We start from the raw sequence: 20,470 nt of genomic DNA, 5'->3' as shown, positions 1-20,470 counted from the left end.
AACCTTGTGGACCAGGCCACTCTTTGCCCGCCTTATTTGTTCTCCAGGACAAAATGGGACACACATGAGCGACGACCGCCCCGCTTCCGACCCGCGTCCCGCCTCCGGCGGCGGGGCGCCCCGACCGCACCCGCGGCCGGAGGTTCCTCCTGTTCAGGATGGTTCATCCGATGACAGGACCACGGGTCTGCCCTTGCGCGGACTGCTGCTGGCCCTGGGCGACCCCGTCGTGGACGTGGCCGCCGCCCCGGACGGGCTCGATGTCCAGGTGGACAACGTCGTCATCCTCGACCCGGAGGACCGCACGGAGGTGCGCGAGGGGGACCTGGTGCTGCTGATCGGGGCGCGGGGCGCCTCCGCGCGGCGCCTGGTCAGGGCGCTGGCCGAGCGCGGCGCCACGGCCGTCGCGGTCAAGACCAGCGCGCACCCGGCGTCGGAGGAGGCGCCGCCGACCGCCGGGACGCGCCCCGGCCGCCCCCGGCCCGGAGGCGGTGACGAGGCGCGGGCGCTGCGCACCGAGGCGCGGGAGGCGGGGATCGCCCTGCTCGCGGTGCGCCCCGAGGTGCGCTGGGACCAGTTGCAGTCGGTGTGCCGGTCCATCCTGGACGAGGCCCGCCTGACCGCCTCGGAGGACCTGGGCGAGTCCGGCGGCGACCTGTTCTCCATGGCGCAGACCATCGCCAGGCTCACCGGCGGGCTGGTGAGCATCGAGGACGCGGCGAGCCGGGTGCTGGCCTACTCCAGCGGCGCCGAGGTGGACGAGCTGCGGCGGCTGTCGGTGCTGGGGCGGCGCGGCCCGGAGTCGTACCTGGCGCTGCTGCGCGAGTGGGGGGTGTTCGCCAAGCTGCGCGCGGGCGAGGAGGTGGTGCGGGTGGAGGAGCACCCCGAACTGGGCATCAGGCGCCGGTTGGCCGTGGGCATCCACGCGGGACGCCAGCCGCTGGGCGCGATCTGGGTGCAGGAGGGCGACCGGCCGCTGGCCGAGCACGCGGAGGAGGCCCTGCTGGGCGCGGCGCGCACCACCGCGCTGCAGATGATCCGCCAGCGCACGCAGGCCAGCGCGGGGCTGCGGCTGCGCGAGGACCTGCTGTCGAGCCTGCTGGAGGGCAGGATCGACGCCGGAGCGCTGGCCGACACCGTGGAGGTGCACGCCGACCGGGGAGCGCTGGTGGTGGCGTTCGCCCTGGTCGAGGGGCCCGAGGGCGCGGCTGAGGAGCGCCCCGACCGGCCCGAGCGCGAGTTGCGCCGACGCCAGCTGATCGACCTGGTGTCGGTGCACACCGCGGCCTACCGGCGCAGCGCCCTGGTGACCGCGCTGGGCGGTCGGGTCTACGTGCTGCTGCCGGACCTGGCGCGCGTCCGGGAGGGGCGGCGCGGGGTGGAGCGGTCGGTGCTGGCGCTGACCCGCAAGACGGTGGCGGCGGCGCGCGCGGCGCTGGGACTGGAGGTGCGCGCGGCGGTGGGGTCGCTGGTGGAGCGGCTGGGGGACGTGCCGGACTCGCGTGCGGAGGCGGACCGGGTCCTGGACGCGGTGGAACGCTCTCCCGACCGGGGTCCGGGCTGGGACGTGGCGACCATCTCCGACGTGCGCTCGCGGGTGCTGGTCAGCGAGACGCTGGCACGGCTGCGCGAGGACCCGTCGCTGCGGGACCCGCGGGTGAGCCGGCTGATCGAGCACGACCGCGCGGGCGGCGCCGACCTGGTGCGCTCCCTGCTGGCCTACCTGGAGGCGTTCGGGGACGCGCGGGCGGCGGCGGAGCGGCTGCACATCCACCCGAACACGCTGCGGTACCGGGTGCGCCGGGCGGCGTCGGTGAGCGGGATCGACCTGGGGGACCCCGGGGAGCGCCTGTTCACGCAGTTGCAGCTGTTGATGGAGCAGCAGGGGCCGACGCGCTGAGGGACCGACGCGGAGGCCCCGTGGGAACACGGGGCGGCGTCCGGCCCGCGAAACACACGACGCCTGCTCGGTGAGCAGGCGTCGTCGGAGCTGGTTGCCGTGGGTACCCCCGGTCGGACTCGAACCGACACTTGTGACCCTTTTAGGGGGCCTGCCTCTTCCATTGGGCTACGAGGGCGTGGCCCATCATACCGGGCGGGTTGATTGCCCACTTTGACTTGGCTTGGCCGCATTGGGACAGGAAACGGCCGGCTCCCCTCGGGGAAGCCGACCGTGTCGCGCGCCTGTCGCGTGGGCCGCGCCCGGTCAGCTGACCCGGCGGAGGCGGCCGTCCTCGATCTGCGGGTGGCTGGCCTCCTCGAAGGCCTGGCGGGGCTCGGCCATCTCCGGGAGCGCGGCGTAGTCGCGGCGCAGGAAGAGGGCGAGCGTCCAGTCCGAGAGCACGCGCATCTTGCGGTTGAAGGTCGGGACCGCGAACAGGTGGTAGGACCGGTGCGCGTACCAGGCCAGGCGGCCGTTGAGCTTGATCTTGCCGAACAGCTGGGCGGCGCCCTTGTGGACTCCGAGCCCGGCGACCGCGCCCAGGTTCTTGTGGCGGTAGGCCTTGGGCTCGGTGCCGCGCAGGGCGGCGATCACGTTGTCGGCCAGGACCGGGGCCTGGCGGACCGCGTTCTGGGCGTTGGGCGGGTAGTAGCCGCCGTTGCCGTCCGGCACCTGCGCGTTGTCGCCGCCCGCGAAGGCGTTCTCCACGCCGTTGACGGCCAGGTACTCGCTGGTGTCCAGGTGGCCCTTGGGGCCGAGCGGCAGGTCGCTGGCGGCCACGACCGGGCTGGGCTTGACGCCCGCGGTCCACACCAGCGTGCCCGAGTCGAACTCGGTGCCGTCGCTGAGCTTGATGTGCTGGTCGACCGCCGACTCCAGGAAGGTCTTGAGCCGGACGTCGATGCCGCGGCGGCGCAGCTGGTTGAGCGCCTTGCTGCCGACCTCGGGGCCGACCTCGGGGAGGATCTTGTCAGCCGCCTCGATGAGGTAGAACTGCACGTCCTCCAGGCCGATCGAGGGGTGGTGGCGCACGGCGTCGCGGACCATGTCCTCCAGCTCGGCGATGGCCTCGGCCCCGGCGAATCCGCCGCCGACGAAGACGAAGTTCAGCGCCTTGCGCCGGATGGCCTCGTCGTCGGTGGAGTCGGCGATGGAGAGCTGGTCCAGGACGTGGTTGCGCAGGAAGGCGGCCTCCTCGACCGTCTTGATCCCGATGCCCCACTCGGCCAGGCCGGGGATGGGCAGGGTGCGCGAGACCGCTCCGGCGGCCATGACGAGGTAGTCGTAGGCGAGGGTCTGGGCCTCGCCGACGTTGGGCTCGTAGCGGACCGTGCGGTCGGCGTGGTCGATGCGCACGACCCTGCCGCCCAGGACGCGGACCCGCTTGAAGACCTTGCGCAGCGGGACGACCACGTGTCGGGGCGAGATGCTGCCGGACGCGGTCTCGGGCAGGAAGGGCTGGTAGGTCATGTAGGAGTTGGGGTCGATGACGGTGATCCGCGCCTCGCCCGCCCCGAGCTTCTTCTCCAGCCGCCTCGCGGTGTACATCCCGAGGTAACCGCCGCCGACGATGAGGATGTGCGGGATCTCCGCGTCGTCCCCTCCGCCGTGTACCAGCCGGTAGTTCCTGCTCTCGGTCATCGCATTTCCGCCCTAACGGTTCTTCTGTGTGGCGCCCCTTCCCAGGGGCCGCGAGGTTGTCACGGTCTTCGGTCGCCCGCGCCGTGGTCGCGGCGGGGTGCCGCCCGGGTCGGAGCGGGGTGCTTCGTCCCTTCGCTTGTGCATTCTTTCACAAGCCCCCTCCGACAGAGAAGGTTCACACCGGCTCACCTTCCCACCACTTCCCGCTCCACCCTATCGACGTTTTCGCAGGTCAGAACGGTTGTGAAAGCATTCACAAGGCCCCTGGGGGGTGACACGTCTCACCCGTGGCGCCCTTGCGCGCACCGCGGAAGACGCCCGGTGGGGCGCCCTCCCGCGGGCGGCGTCACACGACCAGGCTCCAGGCCACACCGTCGAGGATGTCGTGCTCACTGGCCGTGAAGGAGTCGGCCCCCGTGCGGGCGAGCACCCGCGACAGCACGAGCGCGCCCGCGCCGATGACGTCCACCCGGCCCGGGTGCATGACGCCGATCATCGACCGCTCCCGCGAGGTGGCCTTGAGCAGCTCCCCGGTGATGCGGTCCAGGTCGGCGACGCCCACGCGGGTGTGGTGGATGCGCTCGGGGTCGTACTCGGGCAGGTCCAGGGCGATACCGGCGACCGTGGTCGCGGTACCCGCGACGCACACGACCGAGGCGGCCTCGCGCAGCGGGACCACCCGCTCGACCTCGTCCAGCGCGGCCTCGATGTCGGCGGTCGCCGCCGCGACCTCCTGCGCCGTGGGAGGGTCGCTGCGCAGGTGGCGCTCGGTCATGCGCACGCAGCCGATGTCCACCGACAGCGACGCGCGGACCAGCTCGCCGTCGTCCCCGGACAAGGCGCCGCCCAGGACGAACTCGGTGGAGCCGCCGCCGATGTCCACGACCAGGAAGGGCGGGGCCAGGTCCTCGCCCGGGCCCTCGGCCTCCAGCTCGGCGGTGGCGCCCACGAAGGACAGCTCGGCCTCGTCCAGGCCGGTGACCACCTCGGGCTCCACGCCGAGGATGTCGCGCACGCCGTCGACGAAGACCTGGCGGTTGCTCGCGTCCCGGGTGGCGCTGGTGGCGACCATGCGCACCGCGTCCGGGCCCAGGGCGATGCCGTGCGCCTCGATGGCCTCGGCGTACCCGCGCAGCGCCTCGAAGGTGCGCTCCAGCGCCTGGGGCGCGAACGCCCCGGTCTCGTCCACGCCCTCACCCAGGCGCACGATCTCCATGCGCCGGTCGACGTCGACCACCTGCACCTCGTCCTCGCCCACGTGGACGACGTCGGCGATCAGCAGCCGGACGGAGTTGGTTCCGCAGTCGATGGCCGCGACACCGCTCATGATGCGTTCCCTTCGTCGCCCTCGGGGGCGTCCTCGTCGACACACACGCACGGGCCCCTGTCCCACCAGTGCGGCAGTTCCTCCAGCGCCTCGGCTCCGAAGGGGTTGGTCCCCGGCTCGGCCAGCTCGTGGGCGACCAGCGCGTGCAGGCACTTGACCCGGGTGGGCATGCCACCGGTGCTCTGCATGCCCTCGGGCAGCGGCTCGACGCCGTCCAGGCGCGCCTGCTCGGCCCGCTCGGCCAGGTAGGCCTCGTGCGCCCTGGTGTAGGCGGCCCGGAGTTCGGGCTCCTCCCCCAGGCGCTCCTGCATCCGGCGCATGCGGCCCTCGTTCTCCATCCGGCCGATGGCCGAGGCGGCGCGCGGGCACGTCAGGTAGTACAGGGTCGGGAAGGGCTCGCCGTTCTCCAGCCGGGGCGCGGTGCGCACCACGTCGGGCAGGCCGCAGGGGCAGCGGTGCGCGATCGCGCGTACACCGCGCGGCGGGCGGCCCAGTTGGAGTTCGACGGCGGCGGTGTCGCGCTCGGCGACCGGAGCGGGGCGCCCGGCGGCGTGCCCGGGCGCGGGCTGATCTGCGGAAGTCATGGCGCACCCAGCATAGGGCCGCACACGCACCCGAAGGCGCGGGCGTCCCTGTCGCCCCTCCCGCGCGGAGCCGTCGCCGGGCACGGAACACCCCCGCGTCCCGCGAGTAGGATGGCGGCGCACGGGCCTCAGGCGTCCGTGGCGCCGTCACACCGGTCGGCGCGCGGCGGTGGGGCCTGCCGTCAGCCGACCGCGACGTCCGCCAACGGTCCCTGCGCACCGGCGTTCCGGCTCCCGCGGCCGGGGCCACGACGTGTGGGGAGAACCATGTCCGCCGACGACCGAGCGCCCCGCTCCCGGCACGTGGCCGCCATGGCCGGGATCGCCGCCTGCGGCGGGGCCGCGGGGGCGGTGGCCCGCCACCTGGTGGCGCAGGCCTGGCCGACCCCCGACGGCGGTCCGCCGCTGGCCACCCTGGCCGTCAACCTCGCAGGCTCGGTGCTCATCGGCGTCCTGGTCGCGGCCGCCGCCGGGCCCCGGCCCGCGCCGCCCTGGGTCAGGCAGCTGCTCGGCACCGGCTTCCTGGGCGGGTTCACCACCTACTCGGCCCACGTCCTGGACACGGGGGCGCTGGCGGCCTCCGGACGGGTCGCCGAGGCCGCGGCCTACATGGCGCTCACGCTGGTCGGGGCGGTGGCCGGGACCGCCCTGGGCGCGTGGGCCACGGGGCGCGCGGTCCGCGCGCTGGTCCGTAGGAGGCGGCCGTGAACTGGGATGTGTGGCTCGTCGGTCTGGGCGGCGGCGCGGGCGCGGCCCTGCGCTACCTGGTGGACCGGGCCGTCTCGCGCGCGGTCGGCACGGGGCTGCCCTGGGGCACGTTCACCGTGAACGTCGCGGGCACCCTGCTGCTGGGGCTGCTGGTCGGCGCGGCGGGGGCGGCGGCGCTCCCCCCGCGGCTGTGGGCCCTGCTCTCCGTCGGGTTGTGCGGCGCGCTGACCACGTACTCGACCTTCTCCCACGAGGTCCTCTCCCTGGCCCGGGAGGGGCGTGTCCCGGCCGCCGCCGGCTACGCGGCCCTGACCGGGGGCTGCGCGCTGGCCGCACTGGCGGCGGGGGCGTGGGCCGCGGGCGCCCTGCTCTGAGGGCGCGGGCTCAGAGCCCGTCGTCGGGCGGCGGGCTGTCGGCCTCCTCCACCGAGCGCCACAGGGTGGTGAACCAGGGCTCGCTGGGGCCGGTGTCGTCCTCGTCCTCGTCCTCGGAGTCGGGCGGGATGACGATGTAGGCGGTCTCGCCGGGGTACTGGTAGTGCAGCCGGACGCGGGCCTCGCGCTCCACATAGGCGTCCTGGGTCATCTCCTCCTCGCGCTGGCGCAGGTCCTGCACGCTCTGCTCCATGCGCGCGCGCTCCTCGCGGAGTTCGGCGAGCTGGGCGCGCTGGGCGATGTACTCGCGCAGCGGGTAGGCCAGGCTGAGCGCGATCACGCACACCACGAGCGCGAGGATGGCCGCGCGGCTGGTGAGCATGGGCCGCACCCGGGGGGTGCGGCCCGTGCCCGTGCCCGAGGACCCCGTCTTCCGGGCAGGGCCGCGCCCTGGCCTGTCGGCTTTGGCCGCCTTCTTGGCCTTTGGACGCTGCTGCTCGGATTCGCGGGGCACTGGGGCAGACTAGCCGCGCGCGGCGAAGCGCGGGAAGGCCGACACGCCCGCGTACACGGCGGCGTCGTCGAGTTCCTCCTCGATACGCAGCAGCTGGTTGTACTTGGCGACCCGCTCGCTGCGAGCCGGGGCGCCGGTCTTGATCTGCCCGGCGTTGGTGGCCACCGCGATGTCGGCGATGGTGGTGTCCTCGGTCTCGCCGGAGCGGTGGCTGATCATGGCCGTGTAACCGCTGCGCTGGGCGAGGGAGACCGCGTCCAGCGTCTCGGTGAGGGTGCCGATCTGGTTGACCTTCACCAGCAGCGAGTTGGCGGTGTCGGCCAGGATGCCGCGCTGGAGCCGCTCGGGGTTGGTGACGAACAGGTCGTCGCCCACGAGCTGCACCTTGTCGCCCAGCTGGGCGGTGAGCTTCTTCCAGCCCTCCCAGTCCTCCTCGTCGAGGGGGTCCTCGATCGAGACGAGCGGGTAGGCCTCCACCAGCTCGGCGTAGTAGGCGGCCATCTCCTCCGAGGAGCGGGCCTTGCCCTCGAAGGTGTACACGCCGTCGCTGAAGAACTCGCTGGCGGCCACGTCCAGGGCGAGCGCGATGTCGGTGCCCGGGGTGTAGCCCGCCTTCTCGATGGCCTCCACGATCAGGTCGAGGGCGGCGCGGTTGCTGTCCAGGTTGGGGGCGAAGCCGCCCTCGTCGCCCACGCCGGTGGCCAGGCCGTGGGCCTTGAGGACCGACTTGAGGGCGTGGTAGACCTCGGTGCCCCAGCGGACGGCCTCGGAGAAGGTGGGAGCGCCGATCGGCGCGACCATGAACTCCTGGATGTCGACGTTGCTGTCGGCGTGCGCGCCGCCGTTGAGGATGTTCATCATCGGCACCGGCAGCACGTGCGCGTTGGGGCCGCCGATGTAGCGGAACAGGGGCAGCCCGGCCTCGGCCGCGGCGGCCCTGGCCACGGCCAGGGAGGCGCCCAGGATGGCGTTGGCGCCGATCCGGGACTTGTCCGGGGTGCCGTCCAGGTCGATGAGCGCGCGGTCGATGATGCGCTGCTCGTCGGGGGCGTGGCCGAGCAGCTCGTCGGCGATCTCGTCGTTGACGGCCGTGACGGCCTTGGTCACGCCCTTGCCGCCGTAGCGGTCACCGCCGTCGCGCAGCTCGACGGCCTCGAACTGGCCGGTGGAGGCGCCGCTGGGGACGCCCGCGCGCGCGATGGTTCCGTCGTCGAGCAGAACCTCGACCTCGACTGTCGGGTTGCCCCGGGAGTCAAGGATCTCCCGCGCCTGTACTGCCTCGATGGACGCCACGGTCTCTCTCCGTCTCTTGGGGTTTCTCGGACCACTGGTTCAGGACCCGACACGAGACTAGCGACCCCGCACCGGGGAGGAAGCGCGCACCCGGCGGAATTGGTCTAGTCCATATCGGACATGCCCGACTCCAGGGCGGCCATGGCGATGTCGATGGCGCGTTCGCGGTGGTCGGCGGCCTCCTCGGGGGAGAACATGACCGAGAGGTCCTGGATGCCGCCGAGGGCGATCACGGCGCCCATCCGGGCGGGCACGCCGCCCTCGGGCCCCACGAGGAGGGCGTCCAGGCGTCGGCGCCAGGAGATGACGGATTCGACCAGCCCCACGTCGGCCAGCGCGCCCAGGTCGTTGAGGACGGCGAGCAGCAGGGCGCTGTGGCGCACGCAGACGTCGAAGTAGTCGCCCAGCAGCGCGCGCGGGTCGTCGGCCCCGCCACGGCCGCCGTACCTGGCGAAGAGCGCCTCCATGTCCTCGCCCAGGGGCCTGACCAGTGACGTGAGCAGGTCGTTCTTGGAGGGGAAGTGGTAGTACAGCGCGGCCTTGGTGATGTCCAGGCGCTCGGCTATCTCGCGCAGGCTGGTCTTCTCGAACCCCTTGCGGGCGAACAGCTCCAGGGCCACCGCCCGGATCTGCGCCTTGGTGTCGCTCCGCGCTCTGGGCACCCGTGTCACTCCCGTTCCCTCGCCACCCGGTCAGCCGAGTCTAACGCCGACCTTCCGGCCAGTAGTTTACTTGTCGATCGGTAAGTTACTTGACGCACGGTAAGTAGAGTTCTAGCGTGGTGGCAACGGCACCCGAAGGAGCGAGAACCCATGACCGCCGTACGCAACGTCCTGATCTCCGGCGCGGGCATCGCCGGGCCGACCCTCGCCCACTGGCTCCACCACCACGGCATCGAGGCCACCGTCGTCGAACGCGCCCCCGCGCCCCGCACCGGCGGCTACGCCATCGACGTGCGCGGCACGGCCCTGGACGTCGCCGAGCGCATGGGGGTGCTCGACGGCGTCCGGGCCTCGGCCACCGAGATGTCCAGGGCCACGACCGTGGACGCCCGCGGCAGGCGCACGGGCGGCTTCGAGGCGAGTTCGGTCACCGCCGACGGCCGCTCCGCCGAACTGCTGCGCGGCGACCTGGTCCGCCTGGTCCACGCGCCGACCACCGCGTACACCGAGTACCTCTACGGGGACTCCGTCACCGCGATCGAACAGGAGCCGGACGGGGTCCGCGTGACCTTCGAGCGGTCCAGGCCGAGCGTGTTCGACCTCGTCGTGGGGGCGGACGGCCTGCACTCCACGACCCGGCGGCTCGCGTTCGGCCCGGAGGCCCCCCACCGCCGCTTCCTGGGCAGCTACATCAGCATCTTCACGGTGCCCAACCACCCGGGGCTGGACCGCGAGGCCGTGCTGTTCAACACCCCGGGGCGGCTCGTGGCCATGTACCAGACGCCCCGCGCGCGGGGGGCCAAGGCCATGCTGGCGCTGTCCGCGCGCGAGGAGAACGGCGTCGACCGCAGGCCGCCCGGACAGCAGAGGGAGTTCCTGCGCCGCGCCTTCGCCGGGCACGGGTGGGAGGCCGACCGGATCCTGGAGACGATGGAGCGGGCCCCGGACTTCTACTTCGACTCCGTCGCCCAGATCCGCATGGACCGCTGGTCGACCGGGCGCGTGACCCTGCTCGGCGACGCCGGGTACTGCCCCTCCCCCATGTCGGGGCAGGGCAGCAGCCTGGCCGTGGTCGGCGCCCACGTCCTGGCACGGGAACTCGCCCGCCACGACGACCACCGCGCGGCGCTGGCCGCCTACGAGGCCCGGATGAGGCCGTTCGTGGCGGCCAACCAGGACATCGCCGACCGGGGCCAGGCGTTCCTGCTCCCGCGCACCCGACCGGCGCTGCTGGCACGCGGCCTCCTGCTCCGGCTGGCCCCGCTGCTGTCCTCCCTCGGCGGTTTCGACAACAGGCTGTCACGGGCGTCGGAGGCCCTGGAGCTGGACGCCCCCGTACCCGCCGGGGCCTGACCCGGACCGGCGACCAGCGGATCCACCCGCCCCCTTCGCCGTGGTCTCGTACCCACAGCGGGGTCCGGGCGCCGGCACCGGCCGCAAGCAGGAGATCAGCGCAGGCCAGGGCACCCGCTTCACACCGGCCGCACTACGGCCGGCCCGTCAGGCCTCGCCCGCCTTGTCCCAGTAGGTCCGCCACTCCCTCTCGGACAGCTCGCGGGGCTCCCTGCCGTCCGCGCGGGCGGCGTCCTCGGCGGCGCGCACACGCGCGTCGAACCGGCGGGCCGCCGCCCTCAGGTCGCTCTCGGCGTCGCGGCCCCGACCGCGTTCGGCCGCCACCGCCGAGAACAGCTCCCCGCCCTCGGCCCCGTCGTCGCCGACCAGGTCGGCGGGGAAGCCGTTGCGCACCGCCCGCCTCTGCAACTCGTCGGCCAGCAGCACCGCGGGCTGGGCGAACGGCACCCCGTCCAGGACCGAGTTGCGCCCGTCACCGCCCGCCGCCCTGGCCTTCTCCGCCCGCTCGGCGGCCTTGATGGCCTCCCAGTTGGACCCCACCTCGTCGGCGCCCGACACCTCGACCCCGCCGAACACGTGCGGGTGGCGACGGGTCATCTTGTCGATGATGGCGTCGGCGACGTCGTCCACCGTGAACCGCGCCGGGTCCCCCTCGGGCCGCTCGGCGGCGACCGCCGCGTGGAAGACCACCTGGAGCAGCACGTCGCCCAACTCCTCGCGCAGCAGCGCGAAGTCGCCCTCCTCGATGGTCTCCAGGGTCTCGTAGGCCTCCTGGATGAGGTACTTGGCCAGCGACCCGTGGGTCTGGTCGCGGTCCCACGGGCACTCCCGGCGCAGGGTGTCCATCACCTCGACCAGGCGCAGCACCCGGTGCCCGACCGGCGGGCCACCGTCCCTGCCGCCCTGTGCGTCCCGCACGTCCCGGGGGTCTCGGGGGTCGTTCAACTCTCGTCCTCCACTGTTCGCGCCGCGGTTCAGCCGTCGTGCTCGGGCAGCCAGCCGCCCGCGCGCAGGGCCGACAGCACCCTGGCCACGGACTCGGCCGGGTCCACGCTCTCGGTGTCCACCACCAGGTCGGCGTCGTCCGGTTCCTCGTAGGGGTCGGAGATCCCGGTGAACTCGGGGATCTCCCCCGCCCGCGCCTTGGCGTACAGGCCCTTGCGGTCGCGGGCCTCGCACACCTCCAGCGGGGTCGCCACGTGCACCAGGAAGAAGTCGCCGAACTCCTCCACCATCGCGCGCACCTCCGCCCGCCCCTTGGCGTAGGGGGCGATCGGCGCGCACACGGTGACCCCGCCGTGCCGGGTGATCTCCGAGGCCACGTAGCCGATCCGGCGGATGTTGAGCTCCCGGTGCTCGCGGGAGAAGGTCAACCCGCTGGAGAGCATGCGCCGCACCACGTCGCCGTCCAGCAGGGTCACCGGGCGCCCCGACCTGCGGATGCCGTCGCACACCCCCCGGGCGATCGTGGACTTGCCCGAGCCGGACAGACCCGTGAACAGCACGGTCAGGCCCCTGGAGGTGCGGGCCGGGCGCAGCCGCGCCAGCTCCGCGCCCACCCGGGCCGGGGTGAACCACGAGGGCAGCTCGCGCCCGTGCGCCAGCTCCGTCTCCACCTGCTCGTCGGTCAGCTCGACCCGCGCGGACGCCGGGTCGGTCCGGGTCATGGGCAGCCACAGCCCGTCGGAGGAGTGGTAGCGCCACGGTTCGGGGTCCAGCACGGTCAGGGGCGGGCGCAGGGCCATCACCCGCTCGACGTCGGGGCCGTCCCCACCGGTCACCGCCAGCATGTGGGTGGCGCCGTAGGACGCGGCCACGTGCGCGGCCAGACCCACCTGGCGCGGCCCCCACGGCCCGCCGAACAGGCCCCGGGCGCGGTCGGCGCTCCTGGGCAGCGTGCACACCACGAAGGAGGTGCGTGCGGGCAGCAGGGGCCCGGCGGCCAGCACCGCCGTGGCCATGCCCTCGTCCTCCAGACCGGTGTCGACGATCACCAGCACGTCGGCGCGCCCGCCCTCGCCGTGGACCAGGCCCAGCGCGTCGGCCTCGGCCCGGATCTGGTGCAGGGCGCGGTGGTGCAGCGGCCGGTCGGTGACCACGGCCAGCAGGGGGCGCTCGGAGGGCTCCAGCTCGCGCTGGGCCCGCACCTCCGCGGGCGAGGGCCGCAGCTCGCGCAGCACGCCGTAGGTGGGCGGGCGCAGCAGGGTCACGGAACCGGCCAGGAGGTGGCGGCCCCCCGCGTCACGCCAGTGCTCGGTGACGTCGAGCCCGGCCAGCGGCGCGCCCTCCGGGTCGGAGAGGGTCAGGTGGTCGGCTCCGGACAGCTCCTCGGGCACCTCCAGCGTGACCGGAACCGGCCAGGGGCGCCCGTCGGGCAGACGGCCGTCCCGCTCCACCGACACCGCCTCGTCCCGCGTCATGAAACCGGGCAACGGGTAGGCGCCGTTGAGGATCAGCTCCAGGTGGGCGAGCCCGTCCGGACCTGGTGCGAAGACCGGGGCGTCCGGGCTCCCGACACCGCCCTGCGGCGCACTCCCACGCCTGTTGGCACTCACCACGCGCTTCCTCTCCTCGGGCGGTCCGGCAAACGCGTCCAGCGTATGCCGCGGGCGCGGGGCGACCCGCCCTCGCACCGTGTCAGACGGAATAGAAGCAGCTCGGAGACGGTTCTACCCGGTGCGCCGCCGCCCGCGGCACCAGGCCGGGGACGCGGGCGGCACGGGGCAGCCCCGTGTCGCCGGTTGTCCACACCCCGCCCGCGCCGGACCGCCGGACTCGATAGTCTGAGAGGTGCCGGGCGTCCACTCACGCAGCCGCCTTCTTCCCGTGCAGGCCGCGACCATCACCGCCTGATCCGGACCACTTCCACTTTCTGGTGCTATGAGCCTCATTGGACTTCTCGCCGACGTCTCCAGGGACCCGGCACTGCACAGCGCGATCGAGGCCGCCCGAGGCGGCCGCGATCCCCACCTCGACCTCGTCGCCCCGGCGGCGCTGCGCCCCTTCATGGTGGGGGCGCTGGCCGCCGACGCCCCCGTGGGCGCGCAGCGGCCCGTGCTCGCCGTCACCGCCACCGAGCGCGAGGCCTCCGACCTGGCCGACGCCCTCGGCTGCCTGCTGCCCGAGGACTCGGTGGCCCTCTTCCCCGCGTGGGAGACGCTGCCCCACGAGCGGCTCTCCCCGCGCTCGGACACCGTCGGCCAGCGGCTGGCCGTCCTGCGCCGCCTGGCCCACCCCGACCCCTCCGACCCGCTGACCACCCCGCTGCGCGTGGTCGTGGCCCCGGTGCGCAGCGTCCTGCAACCGCTGGTGTCCGGGCTGGGCGACCTGGAGCCGGTGCGCATCCGCCCCGGCGACGAGGTGCCGCTGGAGGAGGTCGTCCAGGCCCTGGCCAACACCGGTTACGCCCGGGTGGACCTGGTCGAGAAGCGCGGCGACATGGCCGTGCGCGGCGGCATCCTGGACGTGTTCCCGCCCACCGAGGAGCACCCGCTGCGGCTGGAGTTCTGGGGCGACACCGTCGAGGACGTCCGCTACTTCCAGGTCGCCGACCAGCGTTCCATCGAGTCCGGCGGCGGCGATGACCCGCGTACCAGCGCCTCCTCCGGGCTGTTCGCGCCGCCGTGCCGCGAACTGCTGCTCACCGACACCGTGCGCGGGCGCGCGCGGGCGCTGGCCGAGGAGCACCCCTCCCTGGCCGAGATCCTGCACAAGATCGCCGACGGCGTCGCCGTGGAGGGCATGGAGGCCTTCGCGCCCGTGCTCGCCGAGCGCATGGAGCCGTTCCTGGCCCACCTGCCCGAGGGCGCGATGGTGGTGGGCTGCGACCCCGAACGCATCCGCACCCGCGCGGTGGAGCTGGAGGCCACCAGCGCCGAGTTCCTGGACGCGTCGTGGATCAACGCCGCCTCCGGCGGCGAGGCGCCCATCGACCTGGGCGAGTCCGCCTACATGTCCATCTCCGAGCTGCGCTCCACCGCCGCCGAGCTGGGCCTGCCCTGGTGGGGACTGACCCCGTTCGCCGCGGACGAGCAGGGCGGCGCGGCCGAGGAGGACGACGCCGTCGTCGTCGGCGCGGTGCCCTCCGAGTCCTACCGGGGCGACACCGAGCGCGCGCTGGCCGACATCAAGGGATGGCTGCACGACAACTGGAGCGTCGTCCTGGTCACCCAGGGACACGGCCCCGCCGAGCGCCTGGTCGCGATGCTGCGCGACGCCGGGCTGGGCGCCTCCCTGTCCGCTGACCTGACCGAGCGGCCCAAACCGGCGGTCGCCACCGTCACCACCGGCCTGGTCGACCACGGGTTCCTGCTGCGGTCGGTGCGCACGGTGGTGCTCACCGAGACCGACCTGGCCGGACAGAAGTCCTCCACCCGGGACATGCGGCGCATGCCCAGCAGGCGGCGCGGCACCGTCGACCCGCTCCAGCTCAAGCCCGGCGACTACGTCGTGCACGAACAGCACGGTGTGGGCCGCTACCTGGAGATGGTCAGCCGCCAGGTGCAGGGCGCCACCCGCGAGTACCTGCTCATCGAGTACGCGCCCTCCAAGCGCGGACAGCCGGGCGACCGCCTGTTCGTGCCCACCGAGCAGCTGGGCGAGGTCACCCGGTACGTGGGCGGCGAGGCGCCCACCCTGTCCAAGATGGGCGGCGCCGAGTGGAGCAAGGCCAAGAGCCGCGCCCGCAAGGTGGTCCGCGAGATCGCGGGCGACCTCATCCGGCTGTACTCGGCGCGCCAGGCCTCCCCCGGGCACGCCTTCGGCCCCGACACCCCGTGGCAGCGCGAACTGGAGGACGCGTTCCCCTACGTGGAGACGCCCGACCAGCTCGCCGCCATCGACGAGGTCAAGAAGGACATGTCCAGGTCGGTCCCGATGGACCGGCTGATCTGCGGCGACGTCGGCTACGGCAAGACCGAGGTGGCCGTGCGCGCCGCCTTCAAGGCCGTGCAGGACGGCAAGCAGGTCGCCCTGCTGGTGCCCACCACGCTGCTGGTGCAGCAGCACCTGTCCACGTTCACCGAGCGCTACGCCTCCTTCCCGGTCACCGTCAAACCGATGTCGCGGTTCCAGACCGACGGCGAGGTGGAGGCCACCCGCGAGGGGCTGCGATCCGGCGAGGTGGACGTGGTCATCGGCACGCACCGGCTGCTGTCCTCGGAGACCCGCTTCAAGGACCTGGGCCTGGTCATCATCGACGAGGAGCAGCGCTTCGGCGTGGAGCACAAGGAGGCGCTCAAGCGGCTGCGCACCCAGGTGGACGTGCTGGCGATGTCGGCCACCCCCATCCCGCGCACCCTGGAGATGGGCCTGACCGGCATCCGCGAGATGACCACGATCCTCACCCCGCCCGAGGAGCGCCACCCGGTGCTCACCTTCGTGGGCCCCTACGAGGACAAGCAGATCACCGCCGCGATCCGCCGCGAGCTGATGCGCGAGGGACAGGTGTTCTTCGTGCACAACCGGGTGGCGTCCATCGACAAGGTGGCGGCGAGCATCCAGCGCCTGGTGCCCGAGGCCCGGGTGGCGTACGCGCACGGCCAGATGAACGAGCAGCAGCTCGAGAAGGTGATGGTCGACTTCTGGGAGAAGAACTTCGACGTGCTGGTCTCCACCACCATCGTCGAGTCAGGCCTGGACGTGCCCAACGCCAACACCCTGATCATCGACCGCGCCGACACCTACGGCCTGTCGCAGCTGCACCAGCTGCGCGGCCGGGTGGGCCGCGGGCGCGAGCGCGCCTACGCCTACTTCCTCTACCCGCCGGAGAGGCCGCTGACCGAGACCGCCTACGAGCGGCTGGCCACCGTGGCACAGCACACCGAGACCGGCGCGGGCATGTACGTGGCCATGAAGGACCTGGAGATCCGGGGCGCGGGCAACATCCTGGGCGCCGAGCAGTCCGGGACCATCGCGGGCGTGGGCTTCGACCTGTACGTGCGCATGGTCGGCGAGGCCGTGGCCGAGCTCAAGGGCGACCCGGACGCGGCCGAGGAGGTCGAGACCAAGGTCGAACTGCCCATCAACGCCTACATCCCGCACGACTACGTGCCGGGCGAGCGGCTGCGGTTGCAGTCCTACAAGCGCATCGCCAGCGTCACCAGCGAGGAGGACATCCTTGCCGCCTACGAGGAGCTCACCGACCGCTACGGCACCCCGCCCGAGCAGGTGGACAACCTCATGGCGGTGGCCCGGTTCCGGGTGCTGGCCAAGTCCGCGGGCCTGTCGGACGTGGTGATGCAGGGCAACCAGATCCGCTTCGCCCCGGTGGAGCTGCGCGAGTCGCAGGAGCTGCGGCTGCGGCGCCTGTACCCCAAGTCGATCCGCAAGGAGACCACCCGGACCCTGCTGGTGCCGGTGCCCAAGTCCGGCGGCCTGGGCGGCAGGCCCCTGCGGGACCTGGAGCTGCTCAAGTGGTGCACCGACCTGGTCAACTCCATCTTCGAACCGCAGAAGAGGAAGCCCGCGCCCAAGGAGAACGCCTAGGACCCGTCGCGAACGGGTTCGCGGCCCACGGGACCTGAGCACGAGCGGGCCCGCGAACACCATCCGTCAACGCCGTGGGCCGTCCCGGTAGACCGGGACGGCCCACGGCCGTGTTCGGGGAGAGGGTCCGGCGGTCACGCGACCGGCGGCCGGAGCCGGGCCAGGGCTTCGGCGGCTACCGTGGCCGGCCCCTCCCCGCCCGCGGACAGCCGCCCCTCAGCGCTGCGGGGTGTCGACACCGTCGGGTTCGGCCTCGTAGGTGATCCCGTACATCTCCTCGGACTCCTCGTCCTCGGCGGGCCGGCGGCGCCACCAGCGCCCGCCCTCAGCCCGCCTGGCCCTGCGCTCCGCGCGCCGCTGGTCGCGCAACTCCCGGCGCGCGCGTTTGCGCTCCGCGCGCTCGGCGGCCCGGTCCGCGTCCGGCTCCTCGTCCTCGGGGGCCTCCGGCGAGGCGTCCTCTTCGGGGTCCGGTCGCACCTCCTGCTCACGGCGGCGCAGCGGGGTGACCGTGGCCAGACCCTCACCGACCGGCACGTCCGGGGGCAGCTCCACCTCCGGACGTTCCCGCGGTTCCTCCTCAGCGGAGCGCGCCGCGTCCCTGGCCGAACGCGCCGCCTCCTTGGCCGGGCGCGTCACGCCCTTGGCGGAGCGCGGCGTGGCCCTCGCGGCGGGCGCCTCCCCCGCCGAAGACGCCGTGTCCTCCTTCGCGCGGCGCCGCCCACGCCAGGCCGTCCAACGCGGGGCCCTGCGCGCCGGGCGCTCACCCCGCGTGTACCACCAGTTCGCCACCCACGCCACGACGGCGGCGGCCACACCCACCTCCAGGGCGGCCACCAGGCCCACCTGCCACGCCGACGGCCCGACCTCGCTCAGCCTCTCGTCGCCGAGCGGCCCACCGGCCAGCGCGGCCAGCGCCGCGCACAGCAGCCCCGTGGTCACACCGCACACGAACCCCCACAGCGGAGCGGCCTCGCTGACCACGTCCGGGGCGCTGCGCTGGGTCAGGGCACCGCCCACCGCACCCGCCACGAACGGCACCGCCAACGCCAACAGCGAGGCCACCGGCGCGGCCCCGTTCGACGGCAGCGCGGCCAGCATCGGCAGCATCGGCAGGGCTCCCACCGACACCCCCGTCGGCGCGACGACGGTCCCCGCCCCCACCGCGAACCCCGGGCCCAGCGCGTAGCAGAGCGCGAACACCACCGCGTTGGGCAGGTACGCCAACTGGACCACGATCAGCAGCGCGCCCCCCACCAGGCCCGGGCCGAGCACCCGGGTCGTCTCGACGACCTCGGGCAGGCTCATCGCCAGCGCCACCAGGAACAGCACCAGCCCGCCCAGCAGGAGCGTCCCCGTGGAGGCGAGCATCCCCACCAGCAGGGAGCGCGATCGGGCGGGCATCAGCCGCAGCAGGTCCCGGACGGGCACCTCCTTGTCGCGCATCAGCTGGCGCAGCACCCCCAGCCCTCCGGCCAGGAAGGCGGTCACGAACCCCATGACCAGCGCGCGCGGCATACTCGGCTCGACCGCCTCGGTCCGCGCCAGCAGGGCCAGGGTGCCCGCGATCGCCGCGTACGGCCCGGCGATCGCCAACGCCGCCCGGTACACGTACCGCAGGCGGGGGATGTCGCAGGAACGCGCCAGCCACCGTCCCGACCGGTACAGCAGCAGCCCCGGCAACAGCACCAGCCCCAACGGCAGCAGGGCGATCTGACCGTCGGGCACCGAGAACGACACGTGGTGGCCCACCAGCCAGGCCAGCACCGCACCCTGGAGGATGTCGATGATGTCCTCGCCGAAGGTGTCGTGCGGCGCGGCCACCCACCCGATGATGGTGAGGGTGACGATCACGGCCAACCCCAGCGCCGCGGCGGTGGCCGCGGCGATCCCGCCGGTCGCGTAGACGGGTCGGGGCGCGGCGGCCGCGTCGGGCTCCGCCGCACCGCTGGACCGCGTGCGCTGGGAGGGACGGCCGCGGTCGGGGGGAGATCCTGACGTACTCACCCGACTTATGCTGCCAGGGACCGGAATGCTCCGTGGTATCCCGGCCGCGCGTGTCGTTGCCCGCGAGGACGGAACCGGATCCCCGTTCCGGCCGTCCTACCCTGGGAACGAGGCTCCCCGGCCCGAACGGAGCGGTCCCGCATGCCAGGCCCCGAACACCCGCGCCCCTACCGCCTCTCCGACGCCGAACGCGACGTCGCCCTGGCCAGACTGCGCACCGCCTTCGAGGAGGGGCGCCTGGACGTCGACGAGCACGAGGAGCGCGCCTCCCTGGCGGTGCGCGCCGTCACCTCCTCCGACCTGGTCCCCCTCTTCGACGACCTGCCCGCGACGGACACGCGCGCCCCCGCTTCGGGACGCGGGAGCGCACAGGTTCCGGCGCCCCGCCGGGCGGAGGGGAGAACCGCACCGGCCTGCGCGGACGGCGGGGGCCGCTCGGCGCCCTGGTGGGGCGTGCTGCCCTGGGTGGGCTTCGTCTTCCTGTTCTGGGGCCTGCCCGCCGTCCTGGACGGAAGCCGCGAGGCCCTCATCGGTTGGGGGATCTTCCTCGCCGTGATGATCATCCCCCACGTCGTCGTGGGCGTGGCCGGGCACTTCCGCCGCCCCGCCTGACCGCCGGCGGCGGGCGCGGGGCGCACACGACAACGGCTCCGCCTCACCGCTGAGCGGCGGGGCGGAGCCGTTGTCGGTACCGGAACGCGTCAGAACAGCGCGCGCGCCAGCTGAGCGGTCTCGCTCGGAGTCTTGCCGACCTTGACGCCGACGGCCTCCAGCGCTTCCTTCTTGGCCGCGGCGGTGCCCGAGGAACCCGAGACGATCGCGCCCGCGTGCCCCATCGTCTTGCCCTCCGGAGCGGTGAAGCCCGCCACGTACCCCACCACGGGCTTGGTCACGTTGTCGCGGATGAACTCCGCCGCCCGCTCCTCGGCGTCACCGCCGATCTCACCGATCATCACGATCACGTCGGTGTCCGGGTCGGCCTCGAAGGCCGCCAGGGCGTCGATGTGCGTGGTGCCGATGATCGGGTCCCCGCCGATGCCCACCGCCGAGGAGAAACCGATGTCGCGCAGCTCGTACATCATCTGGTAGGTCAGCGTCCCGGACTTGGACACCAGCCCGATCCGGCCCGGCTTGGTGATGTCGGACGGGATAATGCCGGCGTTGGACTGGCCCGGCGTGATCAGCCCGGGGCAGTTGGGGCCGATGATGCGGGTCTTGTTGCCCTTGGCCTGGGCGTGGGCCCAGAACGCGGCGGTGTCGTGCACCGGGATGCCCTCGGTGATGACCACGGCCAGCCCGATCCCGGCGTCGATGGCCTCGAAGACCGCCTCGCGCGAGAACTTGGGCGGCACGAAGATGACGGTGACGTCGGCGCCGGTGGCGGCCATGCCCTCGGCCACCGATCCGAAGACGGGCACCTCGGTGCCGTCGAAGTCGACCTTCTGGCCGGCCTTGCGGGGGTTGACCCCGCCCACGATGGTGGTGCCCGAGGCGAGCATGCGCCGGGTGTGCTTGGTGCCCTCAGAGCCCGTCATGCCCTGGACGAGTACCTTGCTGTCCTTGTTGAGGAAGATAGCCATGG

16 protein-coding genes and 1 tRNA gene are annotated in these 20,470 nt (G+C 73.5%); 6 read left to right on the top strand and 11 right to left on the bottom strand.

The window, feature by feature from the left end:
• Positions 1-64: 64 nt before the first annotated feature.
• Entirely contained in the window at positions 65-1,900 is a 1,836-nt protein-coding gene (locus UIS43_RS21940) for a helix-turn-helix domain-containing protein (RefSeq protein ID WP_370011515.1), read from the top strand.
• Positions 1,901-2,004: 104 nt separating this feature from the next.
• Here UIS43_RS21940 and UIS43_RS21935 read toward each other — a convergent pair.
• The 4 genes from UIS43_RS21935 to UIS43_RS21920 form a co-directional block, all read right to left on the bottom strand.
• Positions 2,005-2,078 (bottom strand) — tRNA-Leu (locus UIS43_RS21935).
• A 128-nt stretch (positions 2,079-2,206) separates the two neighbouring features.
• Positions 2,207-3,583: an NAD(P)/FAD-dependent oxidoreductase gene (locus UIS43_RS21930; RefSeq protein ID WP_013151134.1), complete on the bottom strand. Its 1,377-nt coding sequence runs from the start codon at positions 3,581-3,583 to the stop codon at positions 2,207-2,209.
• A 346-nt stretch (positions 3,584-3,929) separates the two neighbouring features.
• Complete coding sequence (locus tag UIS43_RS21925) at positions 3,930-4,910, bottom strand: Ppx/GppA phosphatase family protein (RefSeq protein ID WP_013151133.1); 981 nt, start codon at positions 4,908-4,910, stop codon at positions 3,930-3,932.
• Positions 4,907-5,494: a DUF501 domain-containing protein gene (locus tag UIS43_RS21920; RefSeq protein ID WP_013151132.1), complete on the bottom strand. Its 588-nt coding sequence runs from the start codon at positions 5,492-5,494 to the stop codon at positions 4,907-4,909. Before UIS43_RS21920 ends, UIS43_RS21925 begins: the two co-directional genes overlap by 4 nt.
• Positions 5,495-5,761: 267 nt before the next feature.
• Between UIS43_RS21920 and crcB (UIS43_RS21915) the strand changes: the two genes are divergently transcribed.
• Together crcB (UIS43_RS21915) and crcB (UIS43_RS21910) are read left to right on the top strand one after the other, a co-directional pair.
• Positions 5,762-6,202 (top strand): fluoride efflux transporter CrcB, encoded by a 441-nt coding sequence (gene crcB / locus UIS43_RS21915; protein ID WP_013151131.1) that lies wholly within the window; start codon positions 5,762-5,764, stop codon positions 6,200-6,202.
• Positions 6,199-6,576, top strand: a complete 378-nt coding sequence (gene crcB, locus UIS43_RS21910) for a fluoride efflux transporter CrcB (RefSeq protein WP_013151130.1) — start codon at positions 6,199-6,201, stop codon at positions 6,574-6,576. Before crcB (UIS43_RS21915) ends, crcB (UIS43_RS21910) begins: the two co-directional genes overlap by 4 nt.
• Before the next feature lie 10 nt (positions 6,577-6,586).
• On the opposite strand, the gene UIS43_RS21905 is transcribed toward crcB (UIS43_RS21910), so the two are convergent.
• From UIS43_RS21905 to UIS43_RS21895, 3 genes are all read right to left on the bottom strand, one after another.
• Complete coding sequence (locus tag UIS43_RS21905; protein WP_013151129.1) at positions 6,587-6,958, bottom strand: septum formation initiator family protein; 372 nt, start codon at positions 6,956-6,958, stop codon at positions 6,587-6,589.
• Positions 6,959-7,099: 141 nt separating this feature from the next.
• On the bottom strand, positions 7,100-8,383 hold the full coding sequence (gene eno / locus UIS43_RS21900; protein ID WP_013151128.1) for a phosphopyruvate hydratase: 1,284 nt from the start codon (positions 8,381-8,383) through the stop codon (positions 7,100-7,102).
• Between the two features lie 104 nt (positions 8,384-8,487).
• Positions 8,488-9,045, bottom strand: coding sequence for a TetR/AcrR family transcriptional regulator (locus UIS43_RS21895; RefSeq protein ID WP_013151127.1), 558 nt, complete (start codon positions 9,043-9,045; stop codon positions 8,488-8,490).
• 150 nt (positions 9,046-9,195) lie between these two features.
• Here UIS43_RS21895 and UIS43_RS21890 point away from each other — a divergent pair, with 150 nt between their 5' ends.
• Positions 9,196-10,398 carry an FAD-dependent monooxygenase gene (locus UIS43_RS21890; RefSeq protein WP_370011509.1) on the top strand — a complete coding sequence of 401 codons (1,203 nt, stop codon included), beginning with the start codon at positions 9,196-9,198 and terminating at the stop codon, positions 10,396-10,398.
• A gap of 147 nt (positions 10,399-10,545) precedes the next feature.
• On the opposite strand, the gene UIS43_RS21885 is transcribed toward UIS43_RS21890, so the two are convergent.
• Positions 10,546-11,244, bottom strand: a complete 699-nt coding sequence (locus tag UIS43_RS21885) for a MazG family protein (RefSeq protein WP_049800335.1) — start codon at positions 11,242-11,244, stop codon at positions 10,546-10,548.
• A 128-nt stretch (positions 11,245-11,372) separates the two neighbouring features.
• Positions 11,373-12,956, bottom strand: coding sequence for an adenylyl-sulfate kinase (gene cysC, locus UIS43_RS21880; protein ID WP_013151124.1), 1,584 nt, complete (start codon positions 12,954-12,956; stop codon positions 11,373-11,375).
• 322 nt (positions 12,957-13,278) lie between these two features.
• On the opposite strand from cysC, the gene mfd reads away from it, so the two are divergent.
• Entirely contained in the window at positions 13,279-16,884 is a 3,606-nt protein-coding gene (mfd, locus tag UIS43_RS21875; RefSeq protein WP_370011506.1) for a transcription-repair coupling factor, read from the top strand.
• A gap of 216 nt (positions 16,885-17,100) precedes the next feature.
• On the opposite strand, the gene UIS43_RS21870 is transcribed toward mfd, so the two are convergent.
• Positions 17,101-18,771: a DUF6350 family protein gene (locus UIS43_RS21870; RefSeq protein WP_041552998.1), complete on the bottom strand. Its 1,671-nt coding sequence runs from the start codon at positions 18,769-18,771 to the stop codon at positions 17,101-17,103.
• Positions 18,772-19,029: 258 nt separating this feature from the next.
• On the opposite strand from UIS43_RS21870, the gene UIS43_RS21865 reads away from it, so the two are divergent.
• Entirely contained in the window at positions 19,030-19,500 is a 471-nt protein-coding gene (locus UIS43_RS21865) for a DUF1707 domain-containing protein (RefSeq protein ID WP_370011504.1), read from the top strand.
• Between the two features lie 89 nt (positions 19,501-19,589).
• Here the strand turns inward: UIS43_RS21865 and sucD are convergent, their stop codons facing one another.
• The gene (gene sucD, locus UIS43_RS21860; protein WP_071621266.1) at positions 19,590-20,468 is read right to left on the bottom strand and encodes a succinate--CoA ligase subunit alpha; all 879 of its coding nucleotides are present in this window, start codon (positions 20,466-20,468) and stop codon (positions 19,590-19,592) included.
• Positions 20,469-20,470 lie beyond the last annotated feature (2 nt).

This window comes from Nocardiopsis sp. LDBS0036, from assembly GCF_041228755.1.
Lineage (GTDB): Bacteria > Actinomycetota > Actinomycetes > Streptosporangiales > Streptosporangiaceae > Nocardiopsis > Nocardiopsis dassonvillei.
Note: the sequence above shows the minus strand (reverse complement) of the source record. Positions and strands in the feature narration are given on the sequence as shown.